The sequence below is a fragment of the Polaribacter sp. genome (genome assembly GCF_036480315.1).
In the GTDB taxonomy this organism is placed as follows: Bacteria; Bacteroidota; Bacteroidia; order Flavobacteriales; family Flavobacteriaceae; genus Polaribacter.
Window position 1 is genome coordinate 1 of sequence record NZ_JAZGGG010000050.1, and the last position, 25,803, is coordinate 25,803.

Consider the following 25,803-nt stretch of genomic DNA (forward strand, 5'->3'; position numbering starts at 1 on the left):
TTAAGACTAGAATACTCTCAAAATTAACCTCATTAACAATTATTCAATTCATTAATAAGTTTACTTTTGATAGAAATATTAACAACTTAAAAATTAGTATTATTTAAATGCACAACGGGTAAAATAAGTAATAAAATTAAACTTTTTAAAAGAATCAAAAATACATTTTCTCTTCCATTGAAAACCATATATTTGTAAGTTAATATCTGTAAACAAATATTTTATGAGCGATTCTAGAAAAAGACACGAAGCTTTATTATATCATGCAAAACCAAAACCAGGTAAAATTGAAGTTATACCTACCAAAAAATATGCAACGCAACATGATTTAGCGTTAGCTTATTCTCCAGGAGTTGCTGAACCTTGTTTAGAAATTGCAAAAGACAAAAACAACGTTTATAAGTATACTGCTAAAGGTAATTTAGTCGCTGTAATTTCAAACGGAACAGCTGTTTTAGGCTTGGGTGATATTGGCCCTGAAGCTTCTAAACCAGTTATGGAAGGAAAAGGTTTGCTTTTTAAAATATTTGCAGATATAGATGTTTTTGATATAGAAGTTGATGCAACAGATGTAGAAACTTTTATACAAACAGTAAAAGCAATTGCACCAACTTTTGGAGGTATTAATTTAGAAGACATTAAAGCACCTGAAGCTTTTGAAATCGAAAGAAGATTAATAGAAGAATTAGACATTCCTGTAATGCATGATGACCAACATGGTACTGCAATTATTTCTGCAGCTGCATTAAAAAATGCAATAGATATTACAGAAAAAAACATTAGCAAAGTAAAAATTGTTGTGAATGGCGCTGGAGCTGCTGCAATTTCTTGTACTCGTTTATACTTAAAACTAGGCGTAAAAAGAGAAAATGTGGTTATGTGCGACAGTAAAGGTGTTATTAGAAAAGATAGAGACAGCCTTACATCTCAAAAAGTAGAATTTGCAACAGATAGAGATTTACAAACGTTAGATGAAGCAATGCACAATGCAGATGTTTTTATTGGTTTATCTAAAGGAAATGTGGTTACGCCAAAAATGCTTTTATCGATGGCAAAAGACCCAATTGTTTTTGCAATGGCAAATCCAGACCCAGAAATAGAATATGATGTTGCTGTAGCAACAAGAGAAGATATTATAATGGCAACTGGTCGTTCAGACCATCCTAATCAAGTAAATAATGTTCTTGGTTTTCCATTTATTTTTAGAGGAGCTTTAGATGTTAGAGCAACTAAAATTAATGAAGAAATGAAAATGGCTGCGGTACTTGCTATAGCAGATTTGGCTAAAAAATCTGTACCTGAACAAGTAAACATTGTATATGATGAGGTAAGTTTAGCTTACGGAAGAGAATACATTATTCCAAAACCATTTGATCCAAGATTAATTTATGAAATTCCACCAGCAATTGCAAAAGCTGCCATGGAATCTGGCGTAGCATTAGAACCAATTGAAGATTGGCAAAAGTATAGAGAAGAATTAATGGAACGTTCTGGTTCTGGTAGTAAAGAAATTAGGTTATTACACAACAGAGCTAAAAGTAACCGTAAACGTATTGTTTTTGCAGAAGCAGATCATTTAGATGTTTTAAAAGCAGCACAAAGAGTTCATGACGAAAGAATAGGACTACCTATTTTATTAGGAAGAAAAGAATTGATTTTAGCATTAAAAGAAGAAATTGGTTTTACTTCTGAAGTGCCAATTTTTGATCCAAAGACAGACGAAGAAAACGAACGTAGAGATCGTTTTGGAATGGCCTACTGGAAAACAAGACAAAGAAAAGGAAGAACTTTATCTGAAGCTAAAAAATTAATGCGTGAACGTAATTATTTTGCAGCAATGATGGTAAATGAAGGTGAAGCAGACGCTTTAATTACCGGTTATTCTAGGCCTTACCCAACCGTTGTAAAACCAATATTAGAACTCATAGAAAAAGACAAAGGAATTTCTAAAGTTGCGGCCTGTAATTTAATGCTTACTAAACAAGGTCCATTATTTTTAGCCGACACAACTATAAACGTTAATCCTTCTGCAAAAGATTTAGTTAAAATAACTCAAATGACATCGAAGTTAGCAAAAATGTTTGGAATGAAACCAAACGTTGCTATGTTATCTTTTTCTAATTTCGGTTCATCAAATACAGAAACTTCAAGAAAAATTAGAGAAGCAGTTTCTTATATTCATCGTCATTTTCCGGATGCTGTTGTAGATGGAGAAATACAAGCTGACTTTGCTTTAAACCCAGAAATGTTAGCAAAAGAATTTCCTTTTTCTAAATTAAATGGTAAAAAAGTAAATGTGCTAATTTTCCCTAATTTAGAATCAGCAAATATTACTTATAAATTATTAAAACAAGTACAAGGAGCAGAATCTATTGGCCCAGTAATTTTAGGTTTAAGTAAACCAGTACACGTTCTTCAACTAGGTGCTAGTGTAGATGAAATGGTAAATATGGCTGCTTTAGCATGTGTAGATGCACAACAAAGAGAAAAGAACAAATAATTTATTACTTTAGAGCACCGAAAATAAATTTATGATAACACAAGTTAGAGGAAGGTTAGTAGAAAAAAGTCCAACAGAAGTTGTTGTAGATTGTAGTGGAGTTGGTTATTTATTGCATATTTCTTTAAATACATTCTCTAGTTTACCTTCGGATGAAAATGTAGTTTTATACACACATTTATCTATTAGAGAAGATGCACACACACTTTTTGGGTTTATCAACAAAACAGAAAGAGAAGTTTTTAAATTATTAATTTCGGTTTCTGGCGTTGGGCCAAGTATTGCAAGAACTATGTGTTCTTCTATGACTTCGGAAGAAATACAAAATGCTATTGCTACAGAAAATGTAGCTTTAATTCAATCTGTAAAAGGAATTGGTGCAAAAACAGCACAAAGAGTTATTGTAGATTTAAAAGATAAAATTTTAAAAACCTTCGATATTGATGAACTTTCTGTAAACACAAGCAATACGAACAAAGATGAAGCGTTATCTGCTTTAGAAGTTTTAGGTTTTCAAAGAAAACAATCTGATAAAATTATATCTGCAATTACAAAAGAAAACCCTGACGCTACAGTAGAACAAATCATAAAATTAGCCTTAAAAAATTTATAATCCATTGAATCGTTTTTTAAAACACATATTTTCAATAGTACTTTTTACCTTTGGTGTTAGTAGTTTTTCTTACGCGCAAACAGTAACAAAAAAAGATACTATTACTGTAAAAAAAGACACCCTAAAATTAAGATACGATTTTAAAAGAAATCAGACTGGTGGGTTATTTTTAGATGATTTAACTGAAAAAACTATCATTTTTGACAAAGCTTTAAACAAATATGTAATTGTTGAAAAAATTGGAGATTACTACACAAGAACTCCTATTTATTTAACAAGAAAAGAATATGAACAATATCGCTTAAAGCGAGATATGTTAGAATATTTTAAAGATAAAGTGAGTGCTGCAGATGGCAAAAAGAAAGGGTCTGAAGAGGCTCAAAAAGACTTATTACCAACCTATTATGTGAATTCAAAATTTTTTGAATCTATATTTGGTGGAACAGAAGTGAAAGTTACTCCGGCCGGAAGTTTAAATCTAAAATTAGGTTTCATTTATCAGAACACAGAAAATCCACAAATATCCGAAGAAAACAGAAGCAGTTTAACCTTTGATTTCGACCAACAAATTAACGCAAGTATTAAAGCAAAAGTTGGTGAGCGTTTAGAGTTTTCTGCAAATTATGATACACAATCTACATTCGATTTTCAGAATTTAGTAAAAATAGATTTTACACCTACAGAAGACGACATTATTCAAGGAATTGAAGCTGGTAATATATCAATGCCAATTAAAAACTCTTTAATAAACGGAGCACAAAGCTTGTTTGGTGTAAAAACGCAATTAAAATTTGGTAACACAAATGTTACGGCTGTATTTTCTCAACAAAATTCAGAAAGTAAAACAGTTATTGCTAAAGGTGGCGCATCTATTCAAGAATTTGAATTAAGAGCAACAGATTATGATAATGATAGACACTTTTTCTTATCACAATTTTTTGTTGATAATTACGCGAACTCACTAAAGAGTTATCCATTAATTAGCAGTCAAATTAATATTACTAGGGTTGAAGTTTGGATTACCAATAGAAATGCAAGTACAGAAGATTATAGGAGTATTGTAGCTTTTGCAGATATTGGAGAAACTAACAATACAAACAACACTTACCAAAACCTAGTAAGTAATAATATTACTGCCACAAACCCTGTTAGTGTAAACGTAAATGGAAGCCCTCTAAACTTACCTGTAAACGAGTCTAACAACATTTATGTACAAAATATTTTAACTGGAATTAGAGATGTTTCTAACGTTGAAAAAACGTTAAGAGATGAGTTTTCAATGGCTCCAGGAACCGACTTTTCTATGTTAGAAAATGCGAGGCAATTAAGTGCAAATGAGTTTACATTAAATCCACAATTAGGTTTTATTTCTTTAAATAGTAGGTTAAATGATGGTGAAGTTTTAGCAGTTGCTTACGAATATACAGTTGCAGGAAATGTAAGCGGAACTTCTAAAACTTCTTTTAAAGTTGGTGAATTTTCTAATGACGGAATTCAGGCTCCGCAAAATTTAGCCGTAAAATTATTACGTTCAGAGATTTTACAAACCAAACGTACAAATACTGCAAATGAAGAGGAATCTTTTCCTACTTGGCGTTTAATGATGAAAAACGTGTATGCTTTAGGTGCTTTTCCGTTATCACAAGATGGTTTCCGTTTCGAAATTCAATATAGAGACGATGCAACAGGAATCCCTTCTAACACCTTACAAAATGCACAAACTGCAGGAATTTCAAATCAACCATTAATACAAGTTTTAAAATTAGATCAACTAGATCAAAGTCAGTTTAGAAATCCTGATGGATTTTTTGATTATGTAGAAGGAATTACGGTAAATTCTCAAAACGGATATATCTTTTTTCCAGAATCAGAACCTTTTGGAAATGACTTAAAAAATAAATTAACTAACTCAGGGGATGCTAGTTACTTGTTTAATGAACTGTATTTAAACACCAAAATAAATGTAAAAAATAACAACCAAAATAAAGATAAATTTTTATTAAAAGGATATTTTAAATCGGAAAATGCTGGTGGAATTCCTATTGGTGCTTTTAACGTTCCTAGAGGTTCTGTAAAAGTATCTGCAGGTGGAAGACAATTGGTGGAAGGAGTAGATTTTGTGGTAGATTATAACTTAGGTCGTGTACAAATTATAGATCCTGGTTTACAATCTTCTGGAACGCCAATTAGTGTTTCAACAGAAAACAATGCTGTTTTTAATCAACAAAGAAAAACCTTTATGGGTGTAGATGTTGAACATAAATTTTCTGATAATTTTATTGTTGGTGCTACGATTTTAAATGTTGAAGAAAGACCAATTACGCCAAAAGTAAATTTTGGTTCAGAACCAATAAACAATACTATGTTTGGTGTAAATGTAGATTTTTCTACAGAAGTGCCTTACTTTACAAAACTAGCCAATAAATTACCTTTTGTAGATACAGATGCGCCTTCAAACTTATCTGTAAGGGCAGATATGGCGTATTTACTACCAGGAACACCAAGCGGAATTGATGTGGCTGGCGCAGCAACTTCTTATATAGATGATTTTGAAGCTTCACAAGTGCCAATTAGTTTATTATCTCCTTTAGATTGGTATGAAGCAAGTACACCACAAAATAAAGCTAACGATATTTTTAACGGAGGAAGTAGCGATTTAGAATACAATTACAAAAGAGCAAAATTAGCTTGGTATAGTGTAGATCAAATTTTTTACGGAGTTGGAGATACGCCTGCAAACATAAATGCTGATGAACTTTCTAGAGCAGAAACAAGACAGATTAATTATGTTGAATTGTTTCCTAATCAACAAAGAGATATTACACAAAACACATTAGTTAGATCGTTAGATTTAGCTTATTTCCCTGCAGAGAGAGGTTCTTATAACTTTAACCCAAATGCAATAGATAATGATGGAAGTAATTTAACATTACCAAATGCAGAAAGCAATTGGGGTGGAATTACTCGTGCGTTAACTACTAATAATTTTGACCAAGCAAATGTAGAATATATTCAGTTTTGGATAATGGATCCTTATCAGAATTATTCTATAAAAAATGATGAAGGTTTACCAAATAATATTAATCCACAAGATCCATCAAATCAAGTAGGAAATTTATTTATTAACCTTGGTAATATTTCTGAAGATGTTTTAAAAGACAACCGTAAAATGTTCGAAAACGGTTTACCAGAAGATGGCGCAAAAGTAAATACGGTAAACGTAAACAGAACAACTTGGGGAGATGTACCAAGAAATCCATCAATTATTTATGCATTTAATGAAGAAGATACGGCAAGAATAAATCAAGATGTTGGTTTTGATGGTTTAAATAATGAGGAAGAAAAAAACCTTTTAAATATATCTAATAAATTTACTAATTTAATAGATCCTGCTGCCGATGATTTTCAATTTTTTAGAGGTAGTAGTCTAGACGCGGCAAATGCATCTATTGTTTCTAGATATAAAAACTACAACAACACGCAAGGGAATTCACCTACATTAAATCAATCTCCAGAAGCGTATCCAACTTCATCGTCTACTTACCCTGATGTAGAAGATATTAATAGAGATCAAACCATGAATACTGTAGAAAGCTATTTTCAGTATAAAATCTCTATGAATAGAAACGATTTACAAAAAGGAAAAAACTTTATTGTAGATGAAAAAACAACACAAGTAACTTTAGAAAACGGAAATACACAACAAACTAAATGGTATCAATTTAGAGTTCCTGTTAGAAGCGGAGAAGCTGTAAATGACATTCAAGATTTTAATAGTATTCGTTTTATAAGAATGTATTTAACTAATTTTAAAATGCCAGTAGTTCTTCGTTTTGGAGAATTAGATTTGGTACGTGGAGATTGGAGACGTTACACAAAAACATTAGATGAAAACATAAGTCCGGCACAAGATTTAGTAGCAGATGATTTAAAAGATTTTGAAGTTGGTGTAGTAAGTATAGAGCAAAATGATGGAATTTATATACAACCTCCAGGGATAGAAAGAGAACGTTTACAAGGAAGTACGACAGTACAATTACAAAACGAACAATCTGTAACTTTAAAAGTAAACAACTTACCTGCAGATCAAGTAAGAGCAATTTACAAAAATATTAGTATCGATTTAAGAAGGTTTAAAAACCTTAAAATGTTTATGCATTTACAGCCTAACATTACTAATGGTTTAGAAGCTGAAGGTTTAGCTGCAATTATTAGATTAGGTACAGATTTAGATGATAATTATTACCAAATAGAATTGCCTTTAACTGTAAGTGGAAGCGGTTCTTCTCAATTAGATGTTTGGCCAGAAATAAATAATTTAGATGCATTTTTAAAAAGTTTTGGTAAAATAAAACTAGAAAGAGATGCTTTAGGTATTGTTGTTGCGCCACCAAATGAACTTTATACATCTATTGAGCAAAGTGCAGAAGTACCTTATATAATTAGTGTAAAAGGAAACCCAACTTTAGCAGAATTAAGAACCATAATGTTGGGTGTAAAAAACACAACAACTTCACCAAGAAGTGGAGAAGTTTGGTTTAACGAACTACGTTCAGCTGGTTTCGATAATAAAGGTGGTTGGGCTGCTGTTGTAAATGCAGATGCTAATTTTGCTGATGTAGCAAATGTTTCTCTTGCAGGAAGTATGTCTACTATTGGTTTTGGAAATGTAGAAGACAGAGTAGGTCAACGTAGTTTAAGCGAAACAAAACAATATGATGTTGCTACAAGTATTAATTTAGGAAAAGTATTAACACCAAAAAAATGGGGAATTCAATTACCAATGAGTTATAGTATTGGTGAGAAATATATAGACCCAAAATTTGATCCTCAATACCAAGATGTAACTTTAAAAGATGCATTAGGCGCAAATGACAATAGCGAGTTTTCTAGAGATTATACAAAAAGAACAAGCATTAGTTTTATCAATGTAAAAAAGAATAGAAATCCTAATTCCACCAAAAAACCAAAGTTTTACGATGTAGAAAACGTCTCTGTTTCTTACTCGCATAACAAAGAGTTTCATAGAGATTATAACGTAAAAAAATACATAAACGAAAATGTAACTGCTTCTGCTTCGTATAATTTTAGTTTCGAAGGTAAATCTTTTGAACCTTTTAAAAATAACGACTCAATCTTTAGAGGTAAATACTGGAAATTATTAAAAGACATTAACTTTAATCCTTTTCCAAAAACGTTTGGTATTAATTCTAGAATTAATAGAAATTACAGCGAGCAACAATCTAGAAATTTAGTAGAAGGTTTGTCTGAACAACCAGAGTTAAAACAACGTAGATTTTTGTTTGATTGGGATTATACCATTGGTTTCGATTTAACAAAATCATTACAATTAAACTTTAATGCTACCAACAGCTATATTTATGATGCTTTTGACACTAATGAGGAACTAGAAATTTATGATAATTTCTTTAACACAGGAAGAGCAACACATTATCATCAAAAATTAAATGCAACTTATAATTTACCTATTGATAAAATTCCGTTTTTAAAATTTATAAAAGCAGATTATGCATATACCGCAGATTTTGATTGGCAAGCATCTTCACAAGATCAATTAGTAGTAGAAAAAATAGGAAACGTTATTCAGAATGCAAACACGCACAATATTAATACTACTTTAAGTTTAGAACGTTTTTATAAAGGTCTTGGTTTCGAAAAATTATTATTACCCAAAACGCAACGTAAAAAATCTAAAGGTCTAAAAAGCGTTGGACCACCTGCTAGACCAGGAAGAATTAAGAATCAGAAAAAAATATCCGTAGGAAAGAAAATTTTAAAAGGAGTTTATGATGTAGTTACTTCTGTAAAACAAGGTAAAATTAGTTATTCTGAAAACAATGGGCAATTATTACCTGGTTACACAGAAGGTATTGGCTTTTTAGGTGGTTCACCAACCGCGTTTGCATTTGGTAGCCAAATAGATATTAGAAATAAAGCGCTAGAAAATGGCTGGTTAGTAGAACCTAGAGCAGCTGTAGATGACCCAAGTACCATTGATATAGATGAAAGTGCTTATTTCAACAAAACCTATAGTAAAACACATTATAACAAATTAGATTATACATTTACTGTAAAGCCTTTTAAAGATTTAAATATTGATGTTAGAGGAAATAAAATTCAAACTAGAGATATACAACAACAATTAGATGTAATTGAAGATGGTTCAGAATTCGGTGCAATAGATAGAAATATAAGTGGTTTTGTAACAGGTAACTTTAGTTCAAGTCACTCTATGATTTCTACTGCTTTTACAAATGGTGATGTGTTATTTCAAAAAATGAGAGATTACAGAGTTGGTTTATCTTCAAGAATTGCTACTCAAAACGGAATCGATATTACAGACCCGAATAATATAAATACAGACGGAACCATAAAAGGTTTTGGTGCAAATAGTCAAGATGTGTTATTACCAGCATTTATGGCCGCATATTCTGGTGACAACCCAGATAAAGTAAAAACGGGTTTGTTTAGAAATATTCCTTTACCTAATTGGACTTTACGATATAATGGTTTGATGAAGTTAAAATTTATTAAGAACAATTTTAGCAATTTTGTGGTTTCTCACGGATACAGATCATCTTATACCGTTTCTAGTTTTACAAATAATTTACAATATAATGCAGATGGATCTTTTGGTGCAATAAATAATAATTCTAATAATTACGAACCCCAATTATTAGTTTCAGCAGTTACTTTGGTTGATGAATTTTCACCACTAATAAAATTAGACATGAAAATGAAAAATTCTTTTTCTTTGAGGGGTGAAGTAAAAAGAGATAGAACTTTAACTATGAACTTTAACAATAGTACTTTAACAGATATTAAAGGAACAGAATATATATTTGGTTTTGGTTATGTATTTAAAGATGTAAAAATGAATACTCGCTTTACAGGAAAAAAGCAAACCTTAAAAGGAGACATTAATTTAAGAGCAGACGTATCCTTAAGGGATAATCTTACACAAATAAGATCTGTAGATGAAGATAATGACCAAATAAGTGGTGGTCAAAAATTATTTTCTATTAAATTTACTGCAGATTATAGATTAAGTAGTAATTTAACCGCGTCGTTTTATTACAATCATCAAACGTCTAAATATGCTATTTCTACCACATTCCCTAGACAAGCAATTAATGGTGGATTTAACATTGTTTACAATTTAGGAGGAAATTAAAAAAATTAAAATTAAAGTTAGCATGAATATTCCATCAGAATTAAAATACACTAAAGACCACGAGTGGCTTAAAATTGAAGACAACATTGCAACTGTAGGGATTACAGATTTTGCGCAAGGAGAATTAGGAGACATCGTATATGTAGATGTAGATACTGTAGATGATACAGTAGAAGAAGGAGAAGTTTTTGGTTCTGTAGAAGCTGTTAAAACGGTATCAGACTTATTTATGCCTCTTTCTGGTGAAGTGATAGAGTTTAATGAAGGATTAGAAGATGAACCAGAATTGGTGAACTCTGACCCTTATGGAAAAGGTTGGATGGTAAAGATAAAGCTTTCTGACAGTTCTCAAATAGATGATTTATTAGATGCAGAAGCGTATAAAAGCCTTATTGAAGGATAATATTTTTATAATAGCTATTTGTATTACAATTGCAATAGCCTATTTGAGTTTAATGAAAATGCCCAAAAATGGGCCAAGTATTTCAGGTATTGATAAATGGGGACATGGCTTTGCTTATTTCACTTTAACGATCTCTTGGCTATTTACTTTTTATAAAAAACCAAGAAAAAAATATTATGTTATTATTGCATGTATTATTTATGGCATAATAATTGAGATTTTACAAAGTAAATTAACATCTTATAGAACTGGAGACTATTTAGATATTTTAGCAAATACCACAGGAGTACTCATGGCTTTATTGATTTTTAATCAAATTTTGAAAAAAAATCAAGTTAATTTACAATAAGACTTGTATTTAACACATTATTTTAATTAAATTAGCGAACTATATAAAACTATCATAATGGAAATTAAGAAAAATCCGAAATCGAATTTAGAAAATTACAGCAAAATATTTATGCAAATTGGTTTAGTTTTAGCCCTTTTTGTAACATATGCTGCCATTGAAAAGAAAACATACGATAGAAATATTGGTGATTTAGGTTCAGTTAATATGAATGCAGAAATGGAAGAAGAAATTCCAATTACTGAAAGAATAGAGCCAATTAAACCAAAAACACCACCACCACCAGCTCCAGAAAAAATAGAAATTGTTGAAGATGAAAAAGAAGTTGAAGAAACTGTAATTGAATCTACTGAAACAGATGAAACTGAAGCTATAGAAGTTGAAGAAATTGTTGAGATTGAGGAAGTTGAAGAAGTTGTAGAAGATGTAAGTTTTATGATTATTGAAGACGTACCTGTTTTCCCTGGTTGTAAAGGAAATAAAAAAGAGTTAAAAGCTTGTTTTAGTAAAATGGTACAAAAACATTTTTCTAGAAAATTTGACGCAGAGTTACCAAACGAACTTGGTTTGTCTTCAGGAAGAAAGAGAGTATTTATTGGTTTTAAAATTGATAGAAATGGTAACATTGTAAATGTTAACGCAAGAGCACCACACCCAAAAATTAGAAGTGAGGTAATTAAAGTAATGAAACAATTACCAAAAATGAAACCAGGTAAGCAAAGAGGAAAGCCAGTTGGTGTAAAATATAGTATTCCTTTTACTTTAATTGTAGAATAAATTAAACAAGGAATTACAACTTAAAAAAACCGTTTAGAATATTCTAAACGGTTTTTTTGTGTCTATATATTATTTCAAGGCTAAAAATCGTAAGTTTGAAAATAAAATTTTAAACCCTTCAAATCAATTAAAGGAACAACATTTAAAACTTATCTAACTACAAACACAACAAGTTTAAAACAACCTTAAAATTACAACTAAAATTAAGTTTCTATTTTAGAATACATTATAAAAAAATCCAATTCATATTAATTACAACCATAAAATTATTTAATAGTTACAACAAAGAAATTGTTTTTTATAGATTAAAATAAAAAAATCTATATTTACTACTAATATTAATCTAACAAAAATTAAAAAGTTATGGCAATCATGAAAGTTATTGAAGTACTAGCAAATTCTGAAAAAAGTTGGGAAGAAGCTACAAAGAAAGCTGTAAAGCAAGCTTCAAAATCAGTAAAAAACATTAGATCTGTTTTCGTACAATCTCAAAGTGCTGTTGTTAATGGAGATGAAGTTACTGAATTTAGAGTAAACTTAAAAATTACTTTTGAAGTAAACTAAAACTATAAAAAAACTACTATTAAAAACGATTTAGTACTCATATTAAATCGTTTTTTATTTATTAACCTTATATGAAAACAATACCAATTATCTTTATCGGCTTGGTTGCAATCATTCATCTATACATTGTATATCTAGAAATGGTTCTTTGGACAACCAAAAAAGGAATAAAAATTTTTGGTTTAAAAAGTAAAGAATTTGCAGAAGAGACAAAAGTCTTGGCGGCAAACCAAGGTTTATATAATGGATTTTTAGCTGTAGGATTAATTTGGTCAATAGTAATTCAAAAGACAGAATTTGCGCTTTTCTTTTTAATTTGTGTATTTATTGCTGGTCTTTATGGAGCGTATTCTACTAAAAAGAAAAGTATTTTATACATTCAATCAATACCAGCATTAATTTCAATTCTAATACTACTAAAATTCTAAAAAAATGAAAAATAAAACCTTTATACTATTTACAATATTTTCGTTAACAATTGCAAATACATTTGCTCAATTAAGCGCTAAAGTTGAATTTGGAAACGCTGCTAGGGATCATCTAGGATCTCCAAAAAAAGTAAAATCTATAGATGATAAGGAACTGGCAAAAACTGCTCATTTACAATATTCTCATTTAGACTATAAAAAAGCCTACACTACTACATCTAAAGAGGTTTATTTATTAAGGTATAATATTTATTCCGATGAAATGGAATTTGTAAAAAATAACCAAATTTATGATCTTTTTAAAAAAGAAAATCAGATTATAGACTTCTTTGAGTCTAAAACAAAATATGTCGCTTTCGATTTAAATGGTAAATTAAATTATTTTTTAATAAAAAGTTCTGGAAAAAATTTAGTACTAGCGAAACAAACTATAAAATTAGAAAAAGGCAAAAAAAAAGTTACACAGTTTGATATAGAAGTTAAGCCAAAATATTATTTAGGAAAAGATAAATTATTTATAGCTTTTAATAATAAAAACCTACAAGAGATTCCTAAAAAAAAGAAAACTTTCTATAATCTATTTGGAGATAAGTCTTCAGAAATTAAAAAATTTATGAAGAAAAATAGATTAAGCCACAAAAAAGGAGATGATTTAGTAAAAATTACCAATTATTTTAGTTCAATTAATTAAGTTACTTTTTTAAATTTTCCATTACTTTTGCACGCTATATATTAAATAAATTTAAAATGGAAGAATATCTTGAAAAATTAAAAGTATTAATTATTGAATATACACCCAATATTTTAATGGCATTGGCTATTTTAATTATTGGTTTATTTATTGTTAACTTAATTGTAAAAACATCTAGAAAGGTAATGGAAAAAAGAGGTGTAGATGTTACACTTCAAAAATTTCTTGGAAATTTACTTGGCTGGATTCTTAAAATATTATTAATTATAGCAGTAATTTCTAAATTAGGAGTAGAAACCACTTCTTTTGCAGCAATTCTTGCAGCCGCAGGTTTAGCCGTTGGTTTAGCTTTACAGGGTTCTCTTGCAAACTTTGCTGGTGGTGTTTTAATCATGATTTTTAAACCTTTTAAAATGGGTGATTTAATTGAAGCTCAAGGAGAGATTGGTGTTGTAAAAGAAATTGAAATTTTTACTACAAAGCTAACTGGTTTATCAAACAGAGAAATTATTATTCCAAATGGTTCTTTATCAAATGGAAATATTATTAATTATTCAACCGAAGGTACTCGTAGAGTTGATTTAACAATTGGTGTTTCTTATGATGCAGACATTAAACAAACTAAAGAGGTTTTAATGAATGTACTTACTTTACACCCTAAAGTTTTAAAAGATCCTACACCTGGAGTTACAGTGATAGAATTAGCAGATAGTTCTGTGAATTTTGCTGTACGTCCTTGGTGTAAAACTGAAGATTATTGGACTGTTTATTTTGATGTAACTGAAAGTGTTAAAATAGCATTAGATGCGGCAGGAATTGAAATTCCTTATCCACATAGAGTAAACGTTAATAAATAGGTTTCTTTTTCTTTTGAGGAATAACCACAAAATCTTTTAAGTAAAAAGGTTCAAAATAAGCGACATCTTCGATGTCGTTTTTTTTGTGCTTAAAAAAAGACAAAGCTGCCATTTCTTTAGCTGATGGAAATTTATCATCTATAAAAACAGCATTAGAATGTGTAATAATCTCTTTACATTTATCTGCACCATCACCTAAAAAATATACTTTCCCTTTAGTCAATTCTTCAGAGAAAGAATTTTCATCAATAATTTCTGCTTTAATTTCTTTTATTTGCTGATAGTCTTTATCAAAAACTGATGAATACACTTCCATTCTTCTTGCATCTAACATTGGCGCTATGAATCCATCTTCAATAGAAATAGCATGCGCCAAAGAAAGTAATGTATCTATAGAAATTAAAGGCTTGTTAAAAGCGAAACAAAGCCCTTTTGCGGCAGAAACACCAATTCTTAAACCAGTATAAGAACCAGGGCCTTTACTAACTGCTACAGCGCTTATTTCTTGAACTGTAATTTCAGTTTCATCTAAAATATCAACTATAAAAAGATGTAAAACTTCTGCATGCGAATAATTACCATTATTCAATTCTTTAATTGCAAGGATTTCCCCATCTTTTGCTAAGCTTACAGAGCAGTTTTTGGTTGCGGTTTCTATGTTTAAGATAATTGCCAATTTCTATTTTTTTTACAAAGATAAGTTTTACTAAAAAGAAAACCTCACAAGTTTAAAACTTGTGAGGTGTATATTGTTATTTTAATAATTTCTATTCTAAAACTAATTCACCAGAATAGAATTGTAAAACTTTTGTTTTAAAAACGTAGTCGTATTTAGAACGTATCATTAACCCTTCCGCATTTACCAAACGTGTTCTAACCAAATCAAAATCAAACAAAGTCATTGCGCCATAGTTATATCTTTCTTGTGCATTTTTAAATGCCTCTTTTTGTGCTTCTAGAGAAATTTTAGCAGCTTCAAAAGCTTTTAGTGAAGATTTTACATCTAAAAAGGCTTGTTCTATAGTTTGTTTTAATATTAATTTCTGACTCTCTAATCTTGTTTCGGAAATCTCTCTATTGATTACTGATTGTGCAACTCTATTTTTAGTTTGAAATCTATTAAAGATTGGAACATTTAAAGAAACGCCAATACTATAACCTAGATTATTTTCTATCTGATTAGCAAATCTATTATCGATTACAAAAGGGTTACCGCTATTATCAACTCCTGTAATAACTTCTGGTTGTCCAAAAACGGTATTATAGAAACTATTAGCTCCAAAAGAATAGCTTAAAGTTGGTAAAAAAGCGCCTTTAGCTAATTCGATATTTAATCCTGCGTTCTCAATTGCCAATTCTGCATTTGCAATTTCTGGCATGTAATTTAAAGATTTCTGAAAAACTGAAGAAGAATTAGCATATAAAAGATTAGCTGAAGGTGAACCAACATCAATAGGAGCTACATCGAAATTCTCAACAGATTCTTGCAATAATTGTGCTAAATTTAAAAGTGCTAAATCTAGTGCATTTTCTTGTGTAACTACGTTTTGTAAATCATTTGCGGCTGTAGATTGAAAATTTAACAATTCTCCTTTTGCAATAACTCCTGCTTTAAATCTTGCATTTGCTGCTTCAATTTGCTTCTTGCTAATTTCTGCTTGTACTTTTGCAACTTCTAAATTTTCTTTTGCAAATAAGACATTTAAATAGGTATTAACAACTCTTAAAGAAATATCATTTTCAATTTGTTTAAGATCTAATAAACTTGTTTCTACACCTAATTTTGCTTGTTTATAAGTATTAGTATTTCTAAATCCGTTGAAAATGGTACCTCCACCATTTAAACCAAGTGATAAACTATATCTATCAGCAGAACTTCTTGTATTATCTACTCCTGTAGATAGCCCAAAATTTGCAGAATTACCAAAATTTCCACTCAAATTTGGCAAAAAATTACCTTTAGCAATTTCTACACTTTTTTTAGCTAATTCTACGCTTAACTGATTTTGCTGTATAGAAATATTCTTTTTTAAAGCTTCATCTACACACTCTTTTAATGTCCATTTTTTTTGTGAAAAAGTAGCTATTGAAGTAATTAATGCTACTAATAAGATAAGTTTGGTTTTCAAAATTTTAAATTTTATAATTTCTTATGATTAGTTTTCAATGGTTGTACCAAAAAATAAAAAAGGAGAAACACTTTGATAATCATGTTGTTACAAATTTAAATAATTTTATAATTACTTAAAACCGAACACTTTTAATCAAATATTGAACACTTCTATCTTTTGATAGTTTTAATAAGACGACTAAAAGTAAAATATGTTACAGAAATTTTCTCTTATTGAAATGTTAATTTTTTTCATTCTTTTTATATCGGTATATTACAAAGAATAAAAGACCTATTAAAAGATAAGGAAACACCATTAAATAGGTAATTCCGTTATTAACACCTTCTGCCATAGAAATATCGCCATTTTCCACTACAGCTTTACACATTGCACATTGAGAATAGGTAGATTTTACTGTAAAAACTACCAATAAAATTAATAAAAGTGATTTCTTAAACATAATATGGAGATATCATTAAATAAACTACAACACCCGTTATTGCAACATAAAGCCACAATGGAAACGTAATTTTTGCTATTTTTTTATGTTGAGGAAAATTACCCAACTTTGCTCTCATAAAAGTTGTTAATACAAAAGGAATTACAATTATTGATAACAAGATATGTGTAATTAAAATAAAATAATATACATACTTTATTACTCCTTCTCCACCAAAACTAGTTGAATCTGATGTCATATGATATGCAATATACAGCAGTAAGAAAACTAAAGAGCACCCAATTGCAAACGTATTTAACTGTTCGTGTAATTTTCTATTTCCTTTTTTTATTGCTATTACTGCGGCAATTAAAACAATTGCTGTTAAACCATTTATAGACGCATAAATAGGTGGTAAAAAAGTAAATGGCTCTACATTAAACCCTAACTTTCTTAAATTAACACCAAACAATGCAGCTACAGCCAACGGAATTATAACTGATAATGCAGTAATTACATTCTTATATTTTTTCTCTTGCGCTGAATTACTCATCTAACAAAATTTTAATATCCTCTTTTAATTCTTTTATTTGATCTGAAAAACCTTGCTCTTCTAGAGCTCTATAATACATTATGGGATTACCATATTTATCTTTTCTAGAACGAATAAATCCGTTTTTATCTACCAAAGCAAATAAGCCAGAATGTTCAAAACCACCATGATCTTCATCCCCTTTTCCTGCATACAATTTAAATCCTTTATTAGATAATGCATACACTATATCTTCACTCTTACCAGTTAACAAATTCCAATTTTTATGAGTAATACTATTTGCTACTGCATATTCTTTTAAAGTTTCTGGAGTATCAATTTCTGGAGTTATAGAAATAGAAGCAATCCCGAAATTAGAATTTGAAGAAAACTCATCTTGAATTGTTACCATTTGTTTGTTCATAATTGGGCAAATAGTAGGACAAGTAGAAAAGAAAAACTCTACTACATATACTTTACCGTCATAACTTTTATTGGTTACTATTTCTCCATTCTGATTGATAAACTCAAAATCTGGCACTTTATTAAAAGTATATAAAACTTCTTTATTTTTAGATTTTTTATCAACTTTATTTAAACGATCTCCTTCTACAAGATCATTATCATCTATTCTTCTGTCTATGTTTCTAACTACATAAATTCCGAATAAAAGTATAATAAATGAAACACCTATATAAGAATATTTTTTTTTCATAACCCTACTTCTTTTCTATCTGCTTTATTTTTGTTTTTATCTTTAAACGCAGCGTAATACTCATAATAAAGAACTTTTACATCGTCTTTTAGTTTTGCGTTTAATACAGAAACAGATTGCATATTGTAACCAAACAACTTACCATTCTTACTATCTTGGTCTGCAATTCTACCTCTTAATTCACCATTTTTATCTACTAAAAACACTTTTGACGAATACAGATTATCTAAAGAGTCATTTGTATTAAAACTATTATAAAGGTTTGTTATATTTTCTTCTGAACCAGAAATAAAATTCCATTTTACCATATCTGTAAAAGCGCTTATTTCTTTCTGTAATTTTTCAACTTCTATTTCTTTTCCTTCAGGAAAGATGGCAACAATTTGAAATTTCTTATACTCAATAAAATTCTTGTAAACCTTCTCATTTAAATTAAAGAAACCACCTTTCGTCTTTTTTACATCGTTACCAACAAAACAAACTATGGTTACATTTTCTTTAAATGTATTTGTAGTATCAATTGTTGAAATGTCTAAAATATTTTTAGTGATTATAGGTAGTCTTGTAAAATTATTTGTTCCTGTAGATAATATTAAAAAACAGATTAAAGGAAATATAAAAAGCAAGAATAATACAATTCTCTTTTTTGTTAATTGTTTCATTTTGGTTTTATTAAAATGCAAAAATTAATTTTATTGCAAAAAAAAAGGTGGTTAAAACCACCTTATAAATTATTTAAATTACCATTTTACAAGTGGCGCAAGTGTGCTATGTAAGTAATCTCCTTCTATTAAGAGTAAAGTTACTAAATAACAGATTAGAAAAACTGCGGTCCAAACAACAGAGCGTCTTAACCATTTTGTTTCTCCTTCCATGTGCATAAATGCCCAAGTAATATAATAAGCTTTCACTAAAGTTAAAATGATAAATAACCAGTTTAAAGGACTTGTTCCAAAAAAACTAGTAAGATGTAAGGCTGCAGGTTTATAAATACCTAAGATAACCTCTACTATAGTAATTACAGATAAAATTCCGAAAACTACCCAAATTCTTTTTAAATTCGATTCGTGTGCCATTTTTTAATGCTATTTAGATTCCTACTTTTACAGGAAAGACAATTTTAAATGAAGCCTAAAGGCCTTTTTTTTATTAAACTAAGTAGAAGAAGGTAAATACAAATACCCAAACTAAATCTACAAAGTGCCAATATAATCCTACTTTTTCTACCATTTCATAATGTCCTCTTCGTTCATAAGTTCCAAGAATAACATTAAAGAAAATAATGATATTAATTATGATTCCAGATAAAACGTGAAATCCGTGAAAACCTGTGATAAAGAAAAAGAAATCTGCAAAAATTGTATTTCCATATTCATTTACTTTCAAGTTAGCTCCTTCTACAACCATTTTGGTTTTTGCTAATTGCAAAGCGCCTTCTTCTCTAGAGAGAATTACTTTGCTTTTTTCATCAGCATTTATATATTCTGATTTTACAAGAATATCTGGGTTTGCATTATAAGCACTAATTACTTGCGCTATAGAATACGTAGAAACTGTTCCTTCACTTTCGAACCATAAACCGTTTTGCCTTTCATGTTGTACTCTATCATCAGTTCTTTCTCCAACAACAAAATCAGATAATGCTATTTGATGTCCATCTTTTACAAATTGTAAAACTTTACCATCCGTAGTTTTAACAGCACCATAAGAACCTTTAATAAAAGTATTCCATTCCCATGCTTGAGAACCAATAAATATTAAACCACCAATAATGGTTAAGAACATATAAAAAGTTACTTTCTTTTTGTTCATATGATGACCAGCATCTACCGCTAATACCATAGTTACAGAAGATGCAATTAAGACAAACGTCATAAATGCTACATAAATCATTGGATAGTTACCGTGAAAAAACGGAACGTGCGTAAAAACCTCATCCGCAATTGGCCAAGAATCAATAAATTTAAAACGTGTTAAACCGTAAGCTGCTAAAAACCCCGAAAAGGTTAAAGCATCAGAAACGATAAAAAACCACATCATCATTTTACCATAACTTGCTCCTAATGGTTTTTTTCCACCACCATTCCAAGTTTCTTCACTATCAGAAGGTACAGCAATATTTGCTTCCATATATATTCTCTGTTAATTTATTCTTAATTAGTTTGCCAAAAATAACTATTTTCTATCACTTGATAAAATAGAAAAAGAAAAATAGGTAAATCCATAATATATCTACAAAATGCCAGAAGATTGCACCTAGTTCAAACCCAAGCATATCGTCCGATTTATATTTGTATTTAAAATGATTATAAATAACAACCAAAAGCACAATTAAGCCCGCCAACAAGTGAATAACGTGCATAAATGTAATACCAATGATAAAAGATGTTGATACTGTACTTTCTGGTCCAGTAAAAAACAACCCAACACTTTTTAATTGATTGAAACCTACATATTGTTGCCAAACAAAACCAATACCTAATAATAAAGTTACTACAACTAATATTAATGAGAGTTGTCTTTTGTTTTGTTTTAATAATTTTTGAGATAAAAATAAAGTAATACTACTTGCAACAATTAAAACTGTACTTATAAAAAATGAATCAGGTAAATCAAAAGAAACCCAATCGTCTCTTTTCATACTAATTACATAGGCACTTGTTAATCCTGCAAAAAACATAACCATACTAATCATAGAAACCCATAACATTGGTTTTGCCGATTTCTTTTTTGCAGTGGTTAATTCTGCTTGTAATGTTTGTTTGTCTATCATTTTTAATGTAAAAATTTATCTACAACATATATAATTTGCACTACTGTAATATATAAAACACTTGCCAACATTAACTTTCTAGCATCAACATTATCTTCCGTTTTATGTAATTTTATTCCATAAAATAACATAACTCCACCTAAAAGTGCAATAATTACTGCCGTTACAGGATAAATATAAAACGCTCCTGAAACTTTTAAAACAGGTACAACAGAAACTAAAATCATAATTACTGTGTAAAAAATAATTTGCTTTACTGCGCCTTTGTCTTTAGTATTCATTGGCAACATGTTAAAACCTGCTTTTTTATATTCTTCAAATTGCAACCAACCAATTGCCCAAAAATGTGGAAACTGCCAGAAAAACTGAATCATAAATAAAATACCTGCTTCTACACCAAATTGATTTGTAGCTGCTACCCAACCTAACATAAACGGAATTGCACCTGGAATTGCACCTACAAAAACGGCTAAAGGTGTTACTGGTTTTAATGGAGTATAAGCACTTGTGTATAAAAAGATTGAAATTGCACCAAACAAAGCTGTTTTTGCATTAATGCTATATAAGATAGATATTCCTACAATTGTAAACAAAATTGCAATAGTTAAAGCAACATTAACAGACATTCTACCAGTTGGTAAAGGTCTATTTTCTGTACGTTTCATTAAGGCATCTGTATCTTTTTCTATAATTTGATTGTAAGCATTAGATGCACCAACCATTAAAAAACCACCAATAGCTAACAAAATTAACGTGGTGTAATTAATAACATCTACTGCTAATAAATAACCAGCAACAGAAGAAAACACTACACTTAAAGACAAACCAACTTTAGTAAGCTGTTTAAAGTCATTAATTAGTATTTGCATGGATGTTTTATTATCTGTTGTAATGGTTGAATTCATTCTCTTACAATTCGGATGCAAAGATATTTGATAATTATGACTTTACCATAGATTTTAGTAGGTTTTGTTAGATATATAAAATAAAAAAACCCACTCAATAAATTGAGTGGGAAAATTGCTATGAAAAAGAAAAAGTGTGATCTATGAAAATCACGCTGTAAATATATATAAATATCTTTTACTATTTACTAAAGTTTTTATAAAAGTTTTACAAAATTAAAAATCGAAGTACCAATTAAACAAATCGGCCTTTACACCAACAGACAACCAAAGGTTATTTCCTTCAGGAAAACCTGTTAAAGAAACTTCTGGCGTAAAACTTCTATAACTTAAACCTGCAAAAAGGCTTAAATTATTCGCTGGGTTTAATAAATAATTTCCTTGAAACTCTGCAAGAAATATATTTGCTGTATTTCCTTGGCCTAATTCATTACCAGTATCTGCAAATCTATCTTCATAAGATTGATAAATATCTCCACCATAACTTACAGCTTGATCTTGGTAGTCGAATCCTTTTTTACCCAAAATTATTTTTGCACTTCCACTCCAACGGTCTTTCTTATACCTTGTAATTGCAATTGCCTCCCAAAAATTAGCTCCCCAAAGATGTCCTAAAGGTTGACTGTAATTACCATAATTTAAAATTGGCGATTTATGTGCAAAAGTATATGGTCTAGCAGAATTGTATTCTAATTGAAGAAAAAGATTTTCTACTTTAAAAGCATTAAAATATTTTGCACCTATTTGAAATGCAAATTTATTACGCCAATCTCCCAAATCACTTAAATTACCAACGGAAAATTCATCAATAATTAATTGAGAGTATAAAGAAACGTTATTATTTAACTTGTATTTACCTGTTAAACCAACCAATGCGTTTCCTGCATCTTCTCCTCTATTAAATTCAACAGCTCGGTAAAACATAATCGGATTTAAAAAACCTGCATCAAAACCTTGTTCACCTGTTGAAATTGCGCTTTCAAAAAAGCCAATATTTAATCTTTTATTTAAATTAATACTTAAATAATGGGCAGCAACATATTTTCTTGCATGTTCATTTGGGTTAGATGCTGCTAAAATTGATGGTTCTGTATTCCACATCCAAACATTTGTGTATTGTACTTTCCAAAAATCAACCTTCATTTTTAAATAGGTTGTTGGCGAAGAAACATCAGACAACACAAAAGATCTATAACCATCTCCAATAAAGTTTTTACCGTTACCAAATTGAAATTGCATAAACTTGTTTGGCGTATAAGAAAGATAACCTTCTGCTACAGGATAATCGTAAGAATCAGTTTTAAACCCTTTCGCTTTTCCTCTTCCTGGAACTAATCCTTCCGAAAATTTAGGTCTTGTAGTTACTGCTGTATTAGAAATATAGCTATTTATATAATCTGCAAACCTTCCTTGGCTTTCATAAATTGTAGCGGAATAAGAAAAGTTTTTTCCTAAACCTCCATTTATAGTTACCAATCTAGTATTATTATAAGTATATGTTTGGTCTGAATTATCTTTTCCTAATTGAGCGTCTACCAAGAAATCTAATGTTAACCAATAATCTTTCTTTTTAATTTGTAATAAATGCTCGTTCCATAATTTATTGCCAAACCATGTTCTCTTTTCTGGTTTTAGAAACTTTTTTTTCTCTTTTGATAAATCTAAATACTGATTAATTTCATTATAGATATATGGTTTAGATGCTGTATGTGTTCCGTTTGCTTTGTGCAGTGCAAATTCATAATCTACATACTTTTGGTGTGTAAAAGGAATATTTAACTGGCTGTTATGTTCTAAAAAAGTAGAATCTGCAATCTTGTTTTTTTCAACAACTTCAAATAAATCTTCTTTTGACTCAATTTTATCAGTAGCTGTGTTTTTGACTATATTATGAATTGTATTTTTACTAACAGGAAAAGAAATTGGAAGTTGGAACTTCATTTCTATTGCGTGGTTATTATACCAACCTGGTGTAATTCTAGGGAACTCACTAAAAACTCTTTCTATCTCTTTTCTAACCTCATCATAAGGTGTATTTGCATAAATTAATTTAAAATCTCCTTCTGCATTAACCACAAAAAGGGTATTTGCTGTTCCTTTAAATTTTTCATTTTCTACAACTGCTGGTGTTTTAAAATCTGCAAAAAAGTGTTTTTTTGTAGTTTCATAAAAACAATCTTTAATAGAGTTAATTTCATTTCCTTTACAGACATCAAAAATTGGGTATCTTTCTGATTGTGCCAATAATATTGAAGGAAACAATAAAACTAGTAGTATATATTTTTTTATCATCCTATAATTATATAGTTGCTATTTTGTTAACTTTAATAGCTAGTTGTATTTATATTTTTTTCTTTGTTTACAATTTCTTTAGATGATGATGTACCAATTCTATCTACACCTAAAGTTATCATTTTTAATGCAGTTTCATAATCTCTTACGCCACCAGCCGCTTTTACTTTTAATGGTTTTGCATTTTCAGAAATAAGCTTCATACTTTCTAAAGTAGCTCCATTTGGTTTGTTATCTTTTGTGATATAAAAACCAGTTGATGATTTTACAAAAACTTTATCAGCACTTTCTTTACCAAAATTATTAAAAACAATTTCTTTTATTAATTGCGAAATTACAATTATTTCTTCGTTTGTTAACGCAGCAACTTCAATGATCCATTTTATTACTTTATTATTTTTAAGACAAAGTTTTATGCCTTTGGTCACTTCTTTTTTAACTAAATTAATATTTCCCTTTTTAAAAGCTTCAAAATTTATTACAAAATCTAATTCGTCTGCTCCTAAATCAATTGCTTTTTGTGCTTCTTCTAACTTTTCTTCTGTAGAATAAATTCCTTCATGAAACCCAATTACAGTTCCTATTAAAGTTTTAGAATTTGCTTCTTTAAGCATTTCTTTTGCTAAAGGAATGTATTTTGCGCGAAGCATAACCAATTTATAATTGTACAAAATTGCTTCATTTACTAAATCAACTACTTTTTGTTGATTTTCTTGTTCGGTAAGATTTACTTGATTTGCTGTTTTTAAATAAGTAGCATCTAAAAATTGACTAATTCTCATTTTACAAAAATAACAAATAAAAAATATTTTTTCAATAAAAAACCCAACCTTTCGATTGGGTTTTACTTTTACTCTACACTAAAAGTAATTGGTAAAATATACCTGACTTTTACAGTTCTATTATTCTGCTTACCTGGTTTAAATTTTGGTAATTTATTAATAAGACGTTGTGTTTCTTTTTCTAACCTTTTATGAGGTGCTCTTATTTTTACATCGATAATATTACCTTCTTTATTGATAATAAATTGTGTTTGAATTTTATGCTTACCTGAATGTAAACCTAATTCGTTTGCCAATTCTGCATTAAAATTACGTTGTACAAATTTTTTCATTTTTTTATCGAAACAAATTTTATTTTCTTCTTTTGATAAATTTTCACAGCCTTTAAAAACAGGTGCATTTTGTAAGTTAAAAAAAGGAACTGCATCTTCTGGTTTAAAAACTTCAGGTTCATCAATTTCAACGAAACTATCAAGATCAATTAGTGTTGGTTCTTCTGTAGATACGTCAATAATTGTTTCAATTATAGTATTATCTCCTTTTTCTATTTTATCAAGAATAAAAGGATACGCTTTAACTATTTCTACTTTAGGAACAACTTTGGGTTCCTTCGTAAAAAGAATCTCTGTATCGAGCTCCATGTAAACTACATTGCTTCTTTCGGGTTCAAAAACAATTGCTGTTTTTTGTACGGTTTGGTGCTCTAATGTTAAGTAGACAATAAAAAGCACTAATACAAGTCCTAACTGAGTAAAAATGTTAGAGAACTTTTCTAATTGTTTGGTTGGAATCTTTTTTAAGTTTTTCATAATTAGAAAGTTTTTAAATGTTAAGACTATGTTAAAACAAAGAACGTGCCATAAAAAAACAGCATCAA

The 25,803-nt window shown here is 29.4% G+C and carries 23 protein-coding genes and 1 pseudogene; 11 read left to right on the forward strand and 13 right to left on the reverse strand.

The genetic code is table 11. The annotated features are described in order from the left end of the window. From V3V28_RS09820 to V3V28_RS09870, 11 genes and pseudogenes are all read left to right on the forward strand, one after another. Positions 1–107 (forward strand): annotated as a pseudogene (locus tag V3V28_RS09820) (IS982 family transposase); the annotation flags it as partial. Between the two features lie 116 nt (positions 108–223). Continuing rightward, positions 224–2,500: an NADP-dependent malic enzyme gene (locus V3V28_RS09825; protein WP_331364843.1), complete on the forward strand. Its 2,277-nt coding sequence runs from the start codon at positions 224–226 to the stop codon at positions 2,498–2,500. A gap of 31 nt (positions 2,501–2,531) precedes the next feature. Next, positions 2,532–3,113, forward strand: coding sequence for a Holliday junction branch migration protein RuvA (gene ruvA, locus V3V28_RS09830; protein ID WP_331364844.1), 582 nt, complete (start codon positions 2,532–2,534; stop codon positions 3,111–3,113). A 4-nt stretch (positions 3,114–3,117) separates the two neighbouring features. Then, the gene (gene sov, locus V3V28_RS09835) at positions 3,118–10,308 is read left to right on the forward strand and encodes a T9SS outer membrane translocon Sov/SprA (RefSeq protein ID WP_331364845.1); all 7,191 of its coding nucleotides are present in this window, start codon (positions 3,118–3,120) and stop codon (positions 10,306–10,308) included. A 22-nt stretch (positions 10,309–10,330) separates the two neighbouring features. Continuing rightward, positions 10,331–10,711: a glycine cleavage system protein GcvH gene (gcvH, locus tag V3V28_RS09840; RefSeq protein WP_331364846.1), complete on the forward strand. Its 381-nt coding sequence runs from the start codon at positions 10,331–10,333 to the stop codon at positions 10,709–10,711. Beyond that, the gene (locus tag V3V28_RS09845) at positions 10,677–11,060 is read left to right on the forward strand and encodes a VanZ family protein (protein WP_331364847.1); all 384 of its coding nucleotides are present in this window, start codon (positions 10,677–10,679) and stop codon (positions 11,058–11,060) included. The genes gcvH and V3V28_RS09845 overlap by 35 nt, the downstream gene beginning before the upstream one ends. 57 nt (positions 11,061–11,117) lie before the next feature. Next, entirely contained in the window at positions 11,118–11,837 is a 720-nt protein-coding gene (locus tag V3V28_RS09850; protein ID WP_331364848.1) for an energy transducer TonB, read from the forward strand. Positions 11,838–12,200: 363 nt separating this feature from the next. Beyond that, positions 12,201–12,401, forward strand: coding sequence for a dodecin family protein (locus V3V28_RS09855; RefSeq protein ID WP_331364849.1), 201 nt, complete (start codon positions 12,201–12,203; stop codon positions 12,399–12,401). A gap of 71 nt (positions 12,402–12,472) precedes the next feature. Next, on the forward strand, positions 12,473–12,829 hold the full coding sequence (locus tag V3V28_RS09860; protein WP_331364850.1) for a DUF1304 domain-containing protein: 357 nt from the start codon (positions 12,473–12,475) through the stop codon (positions 12,827–12,829). Positions 12,830–12,833: 4 nt separating this feature from the next. Then, positions 12,834–13,520, forward strand: coding sequence for a hypothetical protein (locus tag V3V28_RS09865; protein ID WP_331364851.1), 687 nt, complete (start codon positions 12,834–12,836; stop codon positions 13,518–13,520). A 56-nt stretch (positions 13,521–13,576) separates the two neighbouring features. Continuing rightward, a complete protein-coding gene (locus V3V28_RS09870) occupies positions 13,577–14,377 on the forward strand; it encodes a mechanosensitive ion channel family protein (protein ID WP_331364852.1) in 801 nt (266 codons plus the stop codon). On the opposite strand, the gene tsaB is transcribed toward V3V28_RS09870, so the two are convergent. The 13 genes from tsaB to V3V28_RS09935 form a co-directional block, all read right to left on the reverse strand. Beyond that, positions 14,367–15,053: a tRNA (adenosine(37)-N6)-threonylcarbamoyltransferase complex dimerization subunit type 1 TsaB gene (tsaB, locus tag V3V28_RS09875; RefSeq protein ID WP_331364853.1), complete on the reverse strand. Its 687-nt coding sequence runs from the start codon at positions 15,051–15,053 to the stop codon at positions 14,367–14,369. The genes V3V28_RS09870 and tsaB overlap by 11 nt on opposite strands. A gap of 91 nt (positions 15,054–15,144) precedes the next feature. Then, entirely contained in the window at positions 15,145–16,506 is a 1,362-nt protein-coding gene (locus V3V28_RS09880; protein WP_331364854.1) for a TolC family protein, read from the reverse strand. Between the two features lie 223 nt (positions 16,507–16,729). Beyond that, positions 16,730–16,948, reverse strand: a complete 219-nt coding sequence (locus V3V28_RS09885) for a hypothetical protein (RefSeq protein WP_331364855.1) — start codon at positions 16,946–16,948, stop codon at positions 16,730–16,732. Further along, complete coding sequence (locus V3V28_RS09890; protein ID WP_331364856.1) at positions 16,941–17,480, reverse strand: DUF420 domain-containing protein; 540 nt, start codon at positions 17,478–17,480, stop codon at positions 16,941–16,943. The genes V3V28_RS09885 and V3V28_RS09890 overlap by 8 nt, the downstream gene beginning before the upstream one ends. Further along, positions 17,473–18,174, reverse strand: coding sequence for an SCO family protein (locus V3V28_RS09895; protein ID WP_331364857.1), 702 nt, complete (start codon positions 18,172–18,174; stop codon positions 17,473–17,475). The genes V3V28_RS09890 and V3V28_RS09895 overlap by 8 nt, the downstream gene beginning before the upstream one ends. Next, positions 18,171–18,836: a hypothetical protein gene (locus V3V28_RS09900; protein WP_331364858.1), complete on the reverse strand. Its 666-nt coding sequence runs from the start codon at positions 18,834–18,836 to the stop codon at positions 18,171–18,173. The genes V3V28_RS09895 and V3V28_RS09900 overlap by 4 nt, the downstream gene beginning before the upstream one ends. 78 nt (positions 18,837–18,914) lie before the next feature. Continuing rightward, entirely contained in the window at positions 18,915–19,250 is a 336-nt protein-coding gene (locus tag V3V28_RS09905) for a cytochrome C oxidase subunit IV family protein (protein ID WP_331364859.1), read from the reverse strand. 73 nt (positions 19,251–19,323) lie between these two features. After that, positions 19,324–20,304 carry a cytochrome c oxidase subunit 3 gene (locus V3V28_RS09910; RefSeq protein ID WP_331364860.1) on the reverse strand — a complete coding sequence of 327 codons (981 nt, stop codon included), beginning with the start codon at positions 20,302–20,304 and terminating at the stop codon, positions 19,324–19,326. A 55-nt stretch (positions 20,305–20,359) separates the two neighbouring features. Continuing rightward, complete coding sequence (locus V3V28_RS09915) at positions 20,360–20,947, reverse strand: cytochrome c oxidase subunit 3 (RefSeq protein WP_331364861.1); 588 nt, start codon at positions 20,945–20,947, stop codon at positions 20,360–20,362. Between the two features lie 2 nt (positions 20,948–20,949). Next, positions 20,950–21,852, reverse strand: coding sequence for a heme o synthase (cyoE, locus tag V3V28_RS09920; RefSeq protein ID WP_331364862.1), 903 nt, complete (start codon positions 21,850–21,852; stop codon positions 20,950–20,952). A 216-nt stretch (positions 21,853–22,068) separates the two neighbouring features. Further along, positions 22,069–24,144, reverse strand: a complete 2,076-nt coding sequence (locus V3V28_RS09925; RefSeq protein WP_331364863.1) for a gliding motility protein RemB — start codon at positions 24,142–24,144, stop codon at positions 22,069–22,071. A gap of 32 nt (positions 24,145–24,176) precedes the next feature. Then, positions 24,177–24,926 carry a deoxyribose-phosphate aldolase gene (gene deoC, locus V3V28_RS09930; protein WP_331364864.1) on the reverse strand — a complete coding sequence of 250 codons (750 nt, stop codon included), beginning with the start codon at positions 24,924–24,926 and terminating at the stop codon, positions 24,177–24,179. A 68-nt stretch (positions 24,927–24,994) separates the two neighbouring features. Continuing rightward, on the reverse strand, positions 24,995–25,735 hold the full coding sequence (locus V3V28_RS09935) for an energy transducer TonB (RefSeq protein WP_331364865.1): 741 nt from the start codon (positions 25,733–25,735) through the stop codon (positions 24,995–24,997). Between the last annotated feature and the right edge of the window lie 68 nt (positions 25,736–25,803).